Source organism: Clostridium intestinale DSM 6191 (assembly GCF_900130055.1).
GTDB lineage: Bacteria > Bacillota > Clostridia > Clostridiales > Clostridiaceae > Clostridium_T > Clostridium_T intestinale.
Genome location: NZ_FQXU01000005.1, coordinates 19,330 through 34,643, shown reverse-complemented (window position 1 = coordinate 34,643; position 15,314 = coordinate 19,330). Strand labels below are relative to the sequence as shown.

The 15,314-nt window shown below is 29.4% G+C and carries 9 protein-coding genes and 1 riboswitch; all 9 genes read right to left on the bottom strand.

The window, feature by feature from the left end; all coding sequences use genetic code 11:
- Nucleotides 1–5: 5 nt before the first annotated feature.
- The 9 genes from BUA92_RS06830 to BUA92_RS06790 all read right to left on the bottom strand — a co-directional run bounded on the left by BUA92_RS06830 (nucleotide 6) and on the right by BUA92_RS06790 (nucleotide 15,282).
- The gene (locus tag BUA92_RS06830; RefSeq protein WP_073018082.1) at nucleotides 6–1,133 is read right to left on the bottom strand and encodes a response regulator; all 1,128 of its coding nucleotides are present in this window, start codon (nucleotides 1,131–1,133) and stop codon (nucleotides 6–8) included.
- 130 nt (nucleotides 1,134–1,263) lie between these two features.
- The gene (locus BUA92_RS06825; protein WP_073018080.1) at nucleotides 1,264–7,101 is read right to left on the bottom strand and encodes an immunoglobulin-like domain-containing protein; all 5,838 of its coding nucleotides are present in this window, start codon (nucleotides 7,099–7,101) and stop codon (nucleotides 1,264–1,266) included.
- A 158-nt stretch (nucleotides 7,102–7,259) separates the two neighbouring features.
- Nucleotides 7,260–8,369, bottom strand: a complete 1,110-nt coding sequence (locus BUA92_RS06820) for a response regulator (protein WP_073018078.1) — start codon at nucleotides 8,367–8,369, stop codon at nucleotides 7,260–7,262.
- Nucleotides 8,370–8,383: 14 nt separating this feature from the next.
- Nucleotides 8,384–11,431 carry a histidine kinase gene (locus BUA92_RS06815; protein ID WP_073018075.1) on the bottom strand — a complete coding sequence of 1,016 codons (3,048 nt, stop codon included), beginning with the start codon at nucleotides 11,429–11,431 and terminating at the stop codon, nucleotides 8,384–8,386.
- Between the two features lie 130 nt (nucleotides 11,432–11,561).
- Complete coding sequence (locus tag BUA92_RS06810) at nucleotides 11,562–12,251, bottom strand: radical SAM protein (RefSeq protein ID WP_073018073.1); 690 nt, start codon at nucleotides 12,249–12,251, stop codon at nucleotides 11,562–11,564.
- A gap of 12 nt (nucleotides 12,252–12,263) precedes the next feature.
- On the bottom strand, nucleotides 12,264–12,797 hold the full coding sequence (locus tag BUA92_RS06805; RefSeq protein WP_073018071.1) for an ECF transporter S component: 534 nt from the start codon (nucleotides 12,795–12,797) through the stop codon (nucleotides 12,264–12,266).
- A gap of 17 nt (nucleotides 12,798–12,814) precedes the next feature.
- Nucleotides 12,815–13,774: a nucleoside hydrolase gene (locus tag BUA92_RS06800; RefSeq protein ID WP_073018069.1), complete on the bottom strand. Its 960-nt coding sequence runs from the start codon at nucleotides 13,772–13,774 to the stop codon at nucleotides 12,815–12,817.
- A gap of 143 nt (nucleotides 13,775–13,917) precedes the next feature.
- Nucleotides 13,918–13,962, bottom strand: a riboswitch (PreQ1 riboswitch).
- 58 nt (nucleotides 13,963–14,020) lie between these two features.
- Nucleotides 14,021–14,692, bottom strand: a complete 672-nt coding sequence (locus BUA92_RS06795; RefSeq protein WP_073018067.1) for an SGNH/GDSL hydrolase family protein — start codon at nucleotides 14,690–14,692, stop codon at nucleotides 14,021–14,023.
- Nucleotides 14,693–14,715: 23 nt separating this feature from the next.
- Nucleotides 14,716–15,282, bottom strand: a complete 567-nt coding sequence (locus tag BUA92_RS06790; protein ID WP_073018065.1) for a hypothetical protein — start codon at nucleotides 15,280–15,282, stop codon at nucleotides 14,716–14,718.
- Between the last annotated feature and the right edge of the window lie 32 nt (nucleotides 15,283–15,314).

Genomic DNA, 15,314 nt, shown 5'->3' with positions numbered 1-15,314 from the left:
AGATATCATACTTCTGTTACTTCTTCTATTAAAGCTATCCGCTTATATAACTCTTTATTAGAGAGGGTAAATTCAATTCCTAATTCTTTTTTATATAGTTCATTTATTTTCTTATATTGAGAAATACTTTTTATTAAATTACCTTGTTTATAATATAAATCTATAATTTTTTCGTTTATATTATCATTTAGTGGATTTAACTCTAATAATCTACTAATGTACATTTCAGTTTTATTTAAATCCGCTCTCTCACTATAATAATCCACAATTTTATTTATTAAATCAGTATAATACCTGTTGTAATTTTCTCTTAACTCTGTACACCATGTATAGTCTTTGCCTTCAAATAGTTCACTATTACTTAACTTAGCTATTCTTTCTAAATCAAATATATTAAAATCAGAATTGTTTCTCATAAATTCATCAAACTTCCATAAATCGCAATCAAACTCTTCTAAATAAGCTTTATACATACCTTGGCTATATTCAATTATGTTTTCTATACCTATTGACTTTAAAGAGTTTTTTAATCTATTTATAGTACTATGTAAATTATGTTCTGCATTTTTAGGCGTAGATTGATTCCAAAACATATCACAAAGCTTCCACTTATCCACCCATTGACCTCTATTACATATAAAATATGCAAATAATTCCTCTGACTTTGATGTTATCCACTTTATTGTATTCCCCCTTGTTTTATTAAAAACTTTAAAAGTTCCAAAACACTCTACTAAATATTTTTCTTCTGCTTTATTTTCAACAGCACCTTTTTTATTTTTTAATAATCTTTCAATAGAATCATCAATTGCCTCTTCTGATATAGGTTTAAGTATGTAATGTATCGCATTAATTCTAAAGGCTTCAACTGCATACTGATTATAGGCAGTCATAAAAACCACTTGTATATTTTCATCATATTTTTTTATTTTTTCAGCTAAAAGCATTCCATTCATACCAGGCATTTCTATATCAAGAAATACTGCATCTGGTTTATCTATTTGTATATTTTCCCAAGCCTTATTTGAACTTAGATATTCTCCAATTATTTCTATATTTTTATTTTCAGCTAAAAGCATCTTTATCAGCTGTAGATTCGGTAATTCATCTTCAACAATTATAACCTTAAACATACTGCACCCCTTACTACTTACTAATCCCTTTACATATTATAGCATAAAATTACAATAATTTCTTATACCAAATGGATATAAAGATAAAAACCGACCAAATCAAATGATTTGGTCGGTCAAATATATAGCTTTAATTTTCTTTTGTTTCTTTTCTTCTAACTAAAACTATACCAGCAACAGCTAATATTAATCCTATTGCAAATAATATGTTTATATCTACTAATGATCCAGTTTGTACTAACTTATCACCAGAAGTATTAACAGCTTTCTTTATAGGAGTCATTTGAATATCGTGTCTAACAATCTCCTCTTCTACTGTAATTATACTACTTGTATAATCTTCGTATCCATCTGCTGTAGCTACTATATAGTAATCAGTGTGTGGGAATACCATCCACGCATACTTACCATTAGCATCACTAAATTGAGGATTTAAGTTATCTGCTGGAGGGAAATCATTAACTGTTGGTAATTCAACTAGTGTATGGGGTTTTATTCCCTTATCTCTATTTCTTTGAGTATCAGCATAGTATAACTTAACGTGTGCTCCTGATATTAGATTTCCATTTTCAATGTTTGTTATATCTCCATATGGGTCAATCAAACAGTTAGCAATATTCAATTCTCCATCATTATTAACTTGGATTTTTGATGTACCAACCTTTATTTTGCTTCCGTCTGGAAGATTATAATAAACAGCTGCGTAATAAGTTTTTCCTTTTTCTAAACCACTGAAGTTGAATACTCCACCATTTTCATTGCTTGGGTTCTCATCCTCTAAAATCCCTGAAACTATATTGCCGTTTTCATCTAGTATAGTCATACTATAATTAGTGTAACTATCTAAACTCTTAACATTTCCAGCAGGATCTTTTATTAGTAGTAATCCAGTTGCAGTGTTTGCACTATCATAACTCTCTTTACCTTCTGAAGAAACAGAGCCTGCATTAGTTTTTTGATTAAATGTAACAGTTTTTGATATATTTCCAATGGTAATGTTTTTAGTAATTTTAACATCGTATTTAACATTTCCCTTAGGAATTGCTATCTTGTACTTACCATCATTTCCTGTTACATATTTAGCATAGAAATCTGGAATTCCATTGTTATCAAAGTCTTTAGATACTTCGACTATAGCTCCTGCAACTGGTTTCCCTGTTGTATTATCTACAACTACCCCCTTAATGCTTCCTGGTGCAAAATGTACTATTGCATTATTAGTCACTGGAACATCTAATCCATCTACTTTAGCACCAACTGTTACTGTTAACATGTCGTCTCCAGAAACCTTTGAAGATTGTAGAGTAAATAATGCATTTCCATTTGCATCAGTTATAATTGTGTTTCCATTTTTAAGAGTACCACTAGTTACATTTATAGTAACAGTTTTTCCTGGTACAGGTTTATTATTTTCATCTAATACTTGTACTGTTAGAGTTGTAGAATCTTCCCCGTCTCCTACTATTGAATTAGGTGAAGCAGTTACTGTTACTCTGTACTTAGATACATAAACATCTTGAACTTTTTCTTTATCTGTTGGTTTAGTAGGTTGAAGATTTACTTGTGTCTGTTGCTCAAGTCCATCCTTATTTACTATAACCTTGTATAAACCTGTCTTTTGATCTTTGAATGTATAGTTTCCATTTTCATCTGTTGTAGTAGTTCCAATAGTTTTGCCATCAGCGTCAACTAGTGTTACTTTAGCATTTGCTACTGGTCCGTTTGAAGTTTGAACCTTACCTTTAAGATCTAATGTTTTTGGCATTGACTTATCAATAGTAAAGTTAACTACTGTAGTATTACCAGCCTTATCTTTTACAACTAAAGTATGACTTCCTTCTTCAGTTACTGGAGTACCTGGCTCATATGGTTTTCCATCTAGAGTTGCAGTTCCTTCATTAAATTGTGGTGTCATATCTTCTTTGTAAGTTTCTCCAGATTTAAGATTACTAACTACTGGAGCTGTCTTATCAATTGTGAAAGTTTTTGTAGTAGTATTTCCAGCACTATCTTTTACTACAAGTGTGTAAGTTCCTTCTTGTGTTATTTCTGTTCCACTAGTAAATGGTACTCCATTTAGTGTTGCTGTACCTTCATTAAAGCTTACATTCACTTTGTTATTATAGTGATTACCATCTTCAACTCCACTAACTACAGGAGCTGTTTTATCAATTACAAAAGTTCTAGTAGAAATATTTCCTGCTTTATCTACAACTATAATTGTATATTGCCCTTCTTTTGTAACTTTGCTTCCACTTTCAAAAGGTTTCCCATTTAGTGTTGCTGTACCTTCATTAAAAGTTACTTCAACATCTTTATTATAGCTTTCACCATTTTTAACTCCATCTATAATAGGATCAGTTTTATCAATAGTGAAGTTCACTGTACTTACATTTCCAGCTTGGTCCGTTACAACAAGTTCGTAAGTTCCTTCTTCTGATATTTTTGTACCAGATGTATATGGTTTTCCATTAAGAGTTGCTGTCCCCTTATTAAAGGTTACATTAACATCTTTATTGTATTGACCATCTTGTAGAACATCACTAACTGTTGGAGGCGTCTTATCAATTACAAAGTTCACTGTACTTACATTTCCAGCCTCATCAGTTACTATTAGTTGATAAGTTCCTTCTTCTGATATTTCATCTCCAGATGTATATGGTTTTCCATTAAGTGTGGCTGTACCTTCATTAAATTTAGGTGCAACTGGTTTATTGTAATACGCATTATCAGTAATATCTGATAGTTTAGGAGCAGTTCCATCAATGTTAAAGTTAACAGTAGTGGTATTTCCAGCTTTATCAACAACAACTAAAGTATGGTTGCCCTCAGTTTCTATCTTGTTTCCTAAAGTAAATTCTTCATTATCTAAAAATACTGTACCCTTAGTAACTTCTGGAATAACACCTGGCTTGTAGCTTTGTCCTTCAACTATATTAGATACAGTTGGTGGGATTGTTTCTACTATAATACTACTGTTATCAGTAGTTGTAGTTACTTCTTGAGATACATTATTGCTCTTATCTTTTATAGAACCTATCTCAAATTCTACAACTCCTTGAGTATCTTCTTTTTCAACTACATAAGTAGCTTGATAATTGTTACCTGAAAGTTTAGTAACTGTAGCTTCTTTTCCTAAAATAGTTACCTTAGGATTCTCACTTAGCTCTTCACTCGCAGTAAATGTTAATGTAATAGTATCTCCTTCTTTGGCATAGTTTGAAGAATTAGCATTGTTTGAAGTAATCTTTACATCGCTAACGGTTGCTGGAATACTGTCTTGAACATTTACAGTAAACTTAGCTGGAAGTGAATATCCATACCCATCGTAAGCTTCGTATGTAAATTCAGCACTTCCTACAAACTCTGAAGCTGGCCTAAATATAAGAGTGTTTAATCCGTCTGTTGGTATTTCATCATTAACATTAACTGATGCTCCATTATAAATTAGGATTCCATTATGAGGTATTGATGTGATTTTTATCTTAGTTAAATCACTTCCTTCACTATCACTATAAAGTGAGGCGAAATCTGCTAACTTAAATCCCAGATCAGTATTTTTTTCTAAGGATTTGCTTCCATCAGTTAATACAGGAACATTATTTGGTGCAGCCTTAACTATAACTGTGAAAGTCTTTGTTGATGTTACTCCATTATTGTATACAGTAGCAGTTAAAGTAACTGTCTTATTTCCTTCAACAATATTAGGTCTAGTAACTTCTCCATATTTAGTTATAGCTGGATCAGATGAAGTCCATCTAATTAATGTATTATCAGGTCCTGTAGTAGGTAATGTTATATTCTTTGTTACACTATTCTCATTATCCCCTTGTTCATAACCTATATTTACATTATCTTTAGCGTTATTAGCTTCTTGCTCAACATCTTTCACAGTAAATGTTCTAGAGAATTTGTCTGAATAACCATCAGCTGTCTTTACAACTAAAGTTACAGTATAATCTCCTGCTGATTTTCCTGAAAAATCTGTCATAGGAGTTGAACCTGAGTAAATCTCTTGTCCATCTTTAAATACTTTCCAAACTTTTTCAGTTATTTCTCTTCCTTGAGGATCATAACTACTATCTACAATTGTTATATCTTTATTAATCGGAGTATAAAGAACTTCAGGTGCAATAATAAAGCTTGCAATTGATTTTTTAGTAGAATCTGAAACAGTTGAGATATATTTAACGGAAGGATTACTCCAAGCATCATCATAATCTTTTACTGTTAATTGTACTAAATATTGCTTATTTGCATCTAAAGAACTTGGAATTTGTCCATCAATCCATGTAGATGAATTTACTTCTCTCCATTGCCATTTTACCTCTGCTATTCCTCTATCGATTTGACTTTGTCTATCTAAATCAAATGATTTATCTGTAAAAGCTACAGTATAAGTTCCATTGTCATTTTGTAAATCAAAATCAAATGAAGCTATTGGAAGTCTGTGAGCATAAACTGTATTAGGCATAACCACATTATCTCGAAAAGTAATGTCGTATTTACCAGGTTTATCAAAAGTTGCCTCTAAACTATTCATATACTGACCATCAAAAGTTGCTTTTCCCATAGCATTTTCATAATATGTATCATCGTGATTAAATTTCCATCCTCCTAATGGGTAATCCTCATTAGCAGTATTTTCTTTGTATTCACTTGGAGTAACCGCAACATCAATAGGTTGTCCTATCAATACTTTAGTAGCTCCGCTACTTTCTTGATTTAACACATTATATATGTATGTAGCTATTTTATCAATAGAATCACTATACTTAGTATTATCAACATAAATACCATTGCCATTATTTTTAGCTACTAAATCTTTAGCTTCTGCTTCATTAGCACTAGTTCCCCAGCCTACATAATGTAAGTTTTCACTAGCTATTCTAGATTGGATTTCACCATATGCAGTAGCTTCATGGAAATCTGAGTCTGAAGTATCATTTAAGTTAACAACAAACTTTTTAGAAGCTATTTCCCATTCTGGTTCCTTAATTAGGTCTTTAAACTTCTTGTAACTTGTAGTTTTCATACTTAAATTGTTAAATTCAAAATATGATAAAATATTGCAATTGTGTGACGAGTAACTTGCTATAGGTCCAAACCCATTACCATATTCACTATCAAGTTGTAAGTTATCAATAGTTTTGTTGCTATTATCCCACATACTTATAGAGTTTTTAGTAGTTTCTATTTTTATTGTATGGTTTTGAGATTCATCTTTGCTATATAGACTACCTATTTGAGTAATTCCTGGATAAGTTCCATACCATCCATAAGGATCATAAAATCCTCTACTTTGCTCATTATGAAAGTCGTTAGCATTTATATTTGTCATCTTATACACGCCTACTCCTGCTTGTAAAAACAGTATTGCATATCCGTTTAAGATTCCGTCCTCATCAATATTAGTATTGAATAAGAATCCGCCACCCTCCATACTGTGATAGTTTATACCAGCTTCATTTATTTCAAATTCAAAACTTTTCTTTGAATTTGATTCGTTTGGCATAAACATAAAGTCTTTATAACCAGGTTGTCCATATCCATAAAAAACAATGTTTTTACCATCATTTTTTACAATTATATGTTGATTATCTGCTGGATTTGGTTTTCCATCTCCATTTGGATAATTATCTTCTCCCCAGTTACCCTTGTGATCATAAATATTCCACGCGAAAGTATCTTCCGCACTTACCGCTTCTGATTTTAAACCAGAAATTTTTATCCTAGAATCTTGTACACCAAGCGAACTAAGTTTTGCCTTCAAGTCATTTTCAAAACTAGTTGAATCTACAGAACTGTCTCCAACTGTTAGAACTATGTCGGCATTGAATTGAGGTTTTAAAGAAATTTCGACATCATTATTTTCTGCTGCATTTGCTATAATCCCATTAAATAGGTTTGAAGTAAATATTGCAGAAACTAATAGTGATGAAATCTTCTTTTTTGTCAATTTACTCATCCACTTTCCCCCTTTCGTAATTTCTTTTTACATAATCTATATTACTCTATTATTCTAAACAAATTCTAAACAATATTAATTATCTATTAATATTGAATGCAAAAATAAAAAATCCTATTAAGATATTAAAATTCATCTTAATAGGACAACAATTGATATTATTTTTTAACCAACGTATTGTAGTAATTAACTACATCTTCAGTTAGATGTACACCGTACTCTTCTTTAACTATATTCTCTAATTTGGCAAATTGCTTTTTCAAATCACGAATTTCTTTTTTAACATAGTGACACTTAAATAATAGTTTTATACCTTCGTCATAAAATGGATCTACTTTTATAAGTTTTTCCAAATATTCTATAGCTTTATTAAAATCATTTTTTTCCATATAATAAGCTCCAATATTAGTAACCAGTTTTAAATATTTATGTTTTAAGTTTTCTTGCATATCCATAGCCCATACATATGCATCTTCTTCTAAATAATCACCTATATAAAGTTCGAATATTTTTTCATATTCATATATATTAGCATCTGATAATATATATTTTTTATTTAAATATTTATTAAATCTCCACAAATCACAATCTATATCGATATCTTTTATAATATAAGAATTATTAGCATACTTTATAGTATCTTCATAACCATATTTAGAAAAAAGTTTTCTAATTCTATATATAGAGCTTTGAAGATATATGAGTGCGTTCTTTAAGTCAACATCAGCCCATATCTTATCAATTAGTTTTTCTTTATGTATAGGAATCCCTACGTTCTCTATTAGGTAAGCTAAAAGTTCTCCATCTTTTGAGGTTCTCCATCTTACTGATTCTTCCTCATTAAAAACTCGAAATTTTTTAAAGAACCTAACTTTTAATTCATCTTTCTTTATTTCTTTTTGAGTTTTTATAATTTTTAATACTTTCTTTATTGTTTTTTCTAACCTTTCTACTCTTATCGGTTTTAAGACATAATCTATAGCATTAGCTTCAAATGCATCATAAGCATAGTTATCATAAGCTGTTATAAATACAACTTCAATATTAGGCTTTATCTCAATCATCTTTTCAGCTAATGATATTCCACTTATACCTTGCATTTCAATATCTAAAAAAGCTAGTTGTATATCATGTTTTTTAATCATTTCTAAAGCTTTATTAGGATTGGTAGTAGCTTCAACAACTTCTAATTCATTAAAACCCTTTATAGTATCCCGTATCTCATCTAGTGTGAACTGTTCATCATCTACAATAATACTTTTAATCATAATTCTCCCCTAAACTAAATTCTAAAATCACCTAGTGGAACTCTTATAACAATCTCTGTTCCTTGATTTAAGTTACTTACTATGTTTAATCCTGAACCATAACTTTTTATAAGCCTGCTATTTATATTTTTAACTCCTACTCCAGCTTTTTCATCTTTTCCATCAAGAAGATTAGCTAATCTATGGGATTCTATACCAACCCCATCATCCTTTACCCTTATAATAACCTCTTCTCCATCTTTATAAATACTTAATTCAATATTTCCTCCATCTATTTTACTAAGTATCCCATGTCTTATAGCATTTTCAACTATTGGTTGTATTACCAATGATGGTATCTTGATATCTATATTTTCATCTATATTATATTCTATATTTAGCCTATCTCCAAAACGCTCTTTTTCAATAGCTACATAGGTTTTAACTAAATCTATCTCCTTTTTTATAGGAGTAAAACTTTCCCCAGAAGAAAAATCAAAACTATACCTTAAATAGTCACTAAAATCTAATAGTATCTTTTTAGCTTTTTTAGTATCTCTAGTAATCATAGAAGATATTACACTTAAAACATTGAAAATAAAATGTGGTTTTATTTGAGCTTTTAAAAAATCCATCTCTGAGTTAATTAGTGCATTAAAAGATTCTTTAAGCTTTATAAGATTATTAACCCTCATTCTAAAAACATTCATATCATAAGGTTCTACGATTATATCATTAACCCCTAAATCTAATGCCAAAGAAACATTTTCGGAATATGACCTATCAACTATTATTAAAATAGGTAAATCCATTTTATTATATTTTTTTCTTACCTCTGTTATTAATTCATATCCAGATATATCAGGAAGTATAGAGTTTATTATTAATAAATCTTCCTTTATTCCTTTGTCTAATACTTCAATAAAGTCTTTAACAGATGCCAAGTTATTAACATCGTGTCCATCAATAAGTAAAGAATTGGTTATAACTTTTCTATTTACTGAGTTGGGTTCTAGAAGCAATATAGAATTATCTCCTAAAGGAATATTAGCATGTTTAATATCTTCAATCATTAAATACGAACTTTTCTCCTCATAACTTATAACTTCACTACTAAGATTATTTGCTATTGGTAAAATCACACTAAATTTAGTGCCTTCTTCTTGGCTTGATTTAAATTTAATATCTCCGCCATGAAGTTTAGTAAGTTCTTTAGCTACAAAAAGTCCTATATCCGAGTGCTTTTTCTCATGAAATATTGCATTTTCATCATTTATCCACTTAACACCATTAAATATATCATCTTTTTCACCAATAAAAAGTTCTTCATTAATAATATCAACAATAACCTCTTGATTACTTATATATAAACTAACTATAATTTTCCCTCTAAGTGTGTAAATAAGCAAAGTATCTATCAAATTATAAAAAATTTGTCTTACTCTTTTATCATCACCTAATATAATTGCACCAGAGCCTTTTACTCTATTTTCTATAACTATCGGTTTATCTTTGATTGTATATGCAGCTATGTTGATAGCAAAAATCAGCTGACTTTTTATATTTACTGGTTTCTCTTCCTTTATAACATATCCGTTAGTAATATTAGAGTAATCCTGAATATCATCAACTAAAACATCTAACTTTTCTCCTATATTCCATATCATTTCAACATTTTCTCTTTGATTAGAATTTAAGTTTCCAGCCACACCATCCATAAGAGATTTTGCTATATTCACTATACCTTGTAATGGCAACTTAAGTTCATGGGAGGTTTTTTCCAAAAACTCGTCCTTCCTTTTATCCAATATTTTCAATTTATTAGATAAATCCTCAATAGTTTTTACTGAATTATGATATCTATTTGAAATTACTACTCCCTGACTTATTACAAAAGTCAACATATATATAATATATAAAGAACTTAGTTGTTTTTGATTATAGGTATTATAAACCGCAATAAAAGCTAAACATATTATACTAAATAAAACTAAAAACTTTGTTTTTAAATCTTCATGTTTTTGAATTAAACTTTTTATTAAGCAATAAAGAAAATATAATAATAGAAAACTTCCAGGAACCGCCTGTATCCTTCCGAGGTCAATGGTTCTAGATAGAGGCGTAAATAATATTATAAAAGCATATATTATGGTCAATAACTCATAAAGTTTTAATATCTTTTTTGAAATATCTATAAAATAGTTAAATTTAACATATCTTAATAACAAATAAGAAGAAAACATCTGAAATATTAAGGCAATTTTAAAAAGATCGTCCATAGATAAATTCGGAAAAATCTTTAAAATTATCATATCATCAGCTAATGCTAAAAAAATAAAATTTAATAAACAATACATAGCTAATAAAAAACTTGAGTTGTATTCTTTTCTCTGTATAGAAATACTAGCAAAATACAAAAACATCATAAAAAGACTTACTACACAAAATATATCTGTAAATAAGTATTTTTCCCTAAGATTAATAATCTCGTCTGCTGAACCTATGTTGATAACTTTTAATATACCACTTTTTAAAACATTCTCATTCTCTATCTGTATTATTACATCAAAATTATCACTTTTTACATCAAATAATGTAAAATCAGATGTCAAAAGTCTATCTCCATCTGTATATTCAACAGCCTTAATATCGCTTTCATTATTATCATTAATAAAAACTCTAGCTTTTCCCCATATATTATTAAACTTTATTCCAAGTTTTTGGTTGGCTTTATCTAATTTAACCCTCAGTCTATAAGTTGCCTTTCCTTTAGATGGATAGTTTTTGCCATTTTCATCAACATATTTAGTCCAGGATTTAGGCACGATATTATAAATAGGTTTTATATCATTATTAAAGTCTTTTGGATAAAGGAATTTATCCCAATAAAATTCCCATTCCCCACTTACTGATAATGGATTGCTCTCCTGTAAATTAACATTACTTAAATCTAGATATCCCTGCTTAATCTTTATGTTATTTGTACTTCTAGATTGTGCAATAAAGAAAATAGTTGTACTTATTACAAAAGTAACTGTAATAAAAATCAATATATCCGTTTTATCTTTTAAAATCTTTTTCATTCCTAATATCCAATCATAATATTTATATAATACTATTATTATATATCATAAAGAACTTATGCGCTTAAAATTTATGTCGAATTTATTAATTAAAAACAAAAAACTGCTAAATCTTGTAACAGTTTTCTCTTTAATCTCCCACACCAAAATCCGTATTATGATAAAGCACCTCAATATACGGGTTCTCATTTAAATGTGAATATTCTTTTTTAAACCAATTCACTAATTCTTCATCTCTTTTAATCTCTGTAGTATTTTCTACAAATACATTTATAGTTCCATATTTAAAATACTCTATTAGAATGTTTATATCTCTTCTAATCATCTCTTTGCTTTGGCCTTTTATTCCAACCATTAAACATACAGATTGAAATTTTTCTGCTACTTCCTCTGGTGTTATAAATCTTGCATTTTTATTTAGTATCTTATTTCTAAAATCGTAGTCGAAGCTCTCTACCCCTATTTTAAAAATTATAGGAATATTAAAGTATTCTTTCATCTCTTCAAGTCTATTTTTATAACACCAGTGGCTTTCCATAAATAACTTATTAATCTTCTTTTTTTCTATTATTTCTTTGATGTAAGACAAGGTATCCTTAGGTATCTCAAAGCAACTTCCTGAATTAATTACTTCTAAAACCCCAAATTCACCAGTTACTTTATCTAATACCTCTCTATTTAATTTATTCATTTCCTCTTCATCTTGTCCATTATCATCAATATAATCACAAAAACTACACTTTCCCCATACACAAGGAAATGCTTTAAGTAATACTATTTCTCTTTTATTTTTATTAGGTATTTTATTATATCTCTCCATAACTTCTCTCTTTTAGTCCCTTGGGATTATATCCATTATTTTAAGTACTAAAGCTACAGCTATAGCTTTATCTAAAATATCACTTATAATCTGAGTTGAAAATACCCCTGCTACTACATTAACCCCTGCCTCTTTTAAATACATTACAATAAATGAACTTCCTGATGAAGTTATTCCACCAAAAACATAGGCTGCTATTAATGAAGCCATAACTGACCCAATTAAAGTCACGACCAAGGTTCCTAAAACAGCAAGTTTTCCTTTAAACAAACCTTTTTTATAAAGCAATCCTGCTGTTAAACCTATTATTATTTGAACCGGCATAAAATATAAAGATACAGGGTCAAAGCTAACTCCATTAATTATAGAAGTTACAGCTCCCGTTAATATTCCAGCTATTGGTCCAAAGAAAAATGCGGACATAAAAGTTCCAATGGTGTCTAAATATATAGGTAGTTTTAGCCCTACAGCTATAAATCCTCCTACTATATTAAATACAACACCTAAGGCCATTATTACTAATTTAAAAGTATTATTATTTTTCATTTTCTATCTCCTATTAATTAATTATTGTCTACTATTTTTTCTATCTCTTCTTTATAATCTTCAAAAAGAGTATTAAGGAAATACTTCATAAATTCCTTTGAATTTACATCAGTCAATACTCGTACATTATGCTTTTTTCTATAAAAATTGGCTACATCAACAACAGTTTGTCCTACAGCAATTCCATCCGTAACTATATCCATATAAGAAGTAAAGCCCTTGCATAAACTTCTATCAATAAAATAAGCCACAGCCAAAGGATCATTAATTATGCAACCTAATGTTCTTTCCTGTTTCCAATGAAAATCCACATAAAATCTTGTAATATCCACAACAAACCTTCCTATATCCCCACCTATTTGGTTAATAAGTTCAATATAGTTTGGGGTAAGTACCACCTCTCTAGTTACATCTAATCCCACCATAGTAAAAGGAATCTCCAAGTTATCTAAAACCACCTTAACAGCCTCTGGATCAACCCAGTAGTTAAACTCAGCCACAGGTGAACAATTTCCATGAGATTTAAAAGCACCTCCCATAGATACTATTTCTTCTAAACTATTAAAAGCTTCCTTATCTTTTTCTATAGCTTTTGCAAGATTAGTTAAAGGTCCTAAAGCAATTATGCTTACATCTCCTTCTTTAGCCTTTTCTAAAATAAAATCTACACCACCGTACTCTATTAAATCTTCATTAAAGTTGTAATTAGTTTCTCCAAGGCCATCCAATCCATGTGTATCCTCTGCTGTAACTAACTTTCTTACTAAAGGATATTCCTCTCCAACATATATTTTTATCTCCTCTTTACCTAAAAGCTTCAAAATCCTTTTAGCATTTTTAGCCCCTTGCAAGGCAGGTACATTTCCAGAAACTATAGTTATACCTAAGATATCTAATTCATTAGATTTTATGGCTAAAATTAAGGCCAGAGCATCATCAATTCCTGGATCACAATCAATTATTACTTTTCTTTTCATTTACACTCTCCTAATTTTTATAAAAATAAAAGGGATGGTCTCCCATCCCTAAAATTAATCATAACTAATAAAACCTCTAGGAATATACCTAGAGGTTCTTAAATCACAAGTAATAAAAGCCAAACACAAATAAATGCTTAAGCTAATTCCTAGTTTTTTATAGAGGGATGGTTACGAACCTCTCCTAGAATTTCTCCTAGAATCTATATTTAATTGTTTTAAGTATAAATGGTTTTATATATTTTTTCAAGATAAACTTTTTTCAATTATTAAAGGTTTAATTTCTTTAGTAAGCCTAACATATGCTTCCTCAGTAAGGTGTAATCCGTCTGTTGTGTACTCATCATATATATTACCACTCTCTTTATTGTATAAAACATCAAAGACATTTTTAAAGCTTACATTATCAAATCTTTTACAAATCAATTCTATCTCTTCATTTAAAGCTTTTATTATTCTATTACTTCTTAAAACTTTACCTGCCTTTGGACCATTTGATTCTTCATCGCAGGGGTGAACAGATAAAACTATTATTTCTACTCCTTCAAGATTATTAGAAATCATCCTTATTAATTCTTGAATATTATATGAAATATCTCTAGGGCTTCTCATGCTTGCATTACCCAAATCGTTAGTCCCTACCCCTAACACAACAACCTTAGGTTTGTATTTAATAACTCCTTCATCAATAATCCACAAAAGAGTTTCTGAAGTAAATCCCCCTACTCCAGAATTATATTTAATATTTATTTCAGTATAAAATTTATCTATATCATATAACTCAGTTATAGAGTCCCCATAAAAAACTACTCCCCCAGGGATTGCTTCTTTATTATTTATCATAATTCTTTTTATTAAATCTATTTGATTTTCTCTAAGTTGATATAGTCCATCATTGTATTTCATATCTTCTCTCATCTATTACAATACCTCCTTTTAAACTATTGAGTTAAAGATTTTAATATTTTATTATACTCATCTCTATTATTTTCATCATTTACAAACATATGCCCATACCCAAAGGTTCCTCCACGACTAAACCCATAAGTAGTCACATATTTAGCCCAAGTGCATTCATCACTTATTTTCTTTCCATCTTCTCTCATATCCGTAAAATGTATTTCATCTTCTCTATCTGGATCAGAATTCTTTTTAGATTGAGTAACTGTGAAAACTTCAAGCTTATCTGGATCATACCATATTTGCTTTACCACAGGTAATTCCTTCACTGAATCACTTAAATATACGCCATAACTTTTAAATCTTTCTGGTAAATATTTAGGGGTCAACAACTTTTCTCCATACTTATCTGTAATATCTTTTTCTTCTGCTTTATAATATTGAAAACTTTCAAGATCTTCTGAGATATCTTTTAGCATAATATCACTTTTTTTAATCTCATTCACCACAGCTTTAGTAGTATTTTCTTTTAAACTACATCCTCCAACAACAGAAATAAGTCCAAATAGCAATAAATAACTAACTATTCTTAATGCTGATTTCCTCATATATTTCACTCCTCATAGCTTATATTCTCTCT

What these genes read in the sequence shown, in the direction of transcription:
- BUA92_RS06810 (WP_073018073.1), bottom strand. Translation starts at nt 12,251, where the DNA reads ATGGAGAGATATAATAAAATACCTAATAAAAATAAAAGAGAAATAGTA.
- BUA92_RS06795 (WP_073018067.1), bottom strand. Translation starts at nt 14,692, where the DNA reads ATGAGAGAAGATATGAAATACAATGATGGACTATATCAACTTAGAGAA.
- BUA92_RS06825 (WP_073018080.1), bottom strand. Translation starts at nt 7,101, where the DNA reads ATGAGTAAATTGACAAAAAAGAAGATTTCATCACTATTAGTTTCTGCA.
- BUA92_RS06800 (WP_073018069.1), bottom strand. Translation starts at nt 13,774, where the DNA reads ATGAAAAGAAAAGTAATAATTGATTGTGATCCAGGAATTGATGATGCT.
- BUA92_RS06830 (WP_073018082.1), bottom strand. Translation starts at nt 1,133, where the DNA reads ATGTTTAAGGTTATAATTGTTGAAGATGAATTACCGAATCTACAGCTG.
- BUA92_RS06790 (WP_073018065.1), bottom strand. Translation starts at nt 15,282, where the DNA reads ATGAGGAAATCAGCATTAAGAATAGTTAGTTATTTATTGCTATTTGGA.
- BUA92_RS06805 (WP_073018071.1), bottom strand. Translation starts at nt 12,797, where the DNA reads ATGAAAAATAATAATACTTTTAAATTAGTAATAATGGCCTTAGGTGTT.
- BUA92_RS06820 (WP_073018078.1), bottom strand. Translation starts at nt 8,369, where the DNA reads ATGATTAAAAGTATTATTGTAGATGATGAACAGTTCACACTAGATGAG.
- BUA92_RS06815 (WP_073018075.1), bottom strand. Translation starts at nt 11,431, where the DNA reads ATGAAAAAGATTTTAAAAGATAAAACGGATATATTGATTTTTATTACA.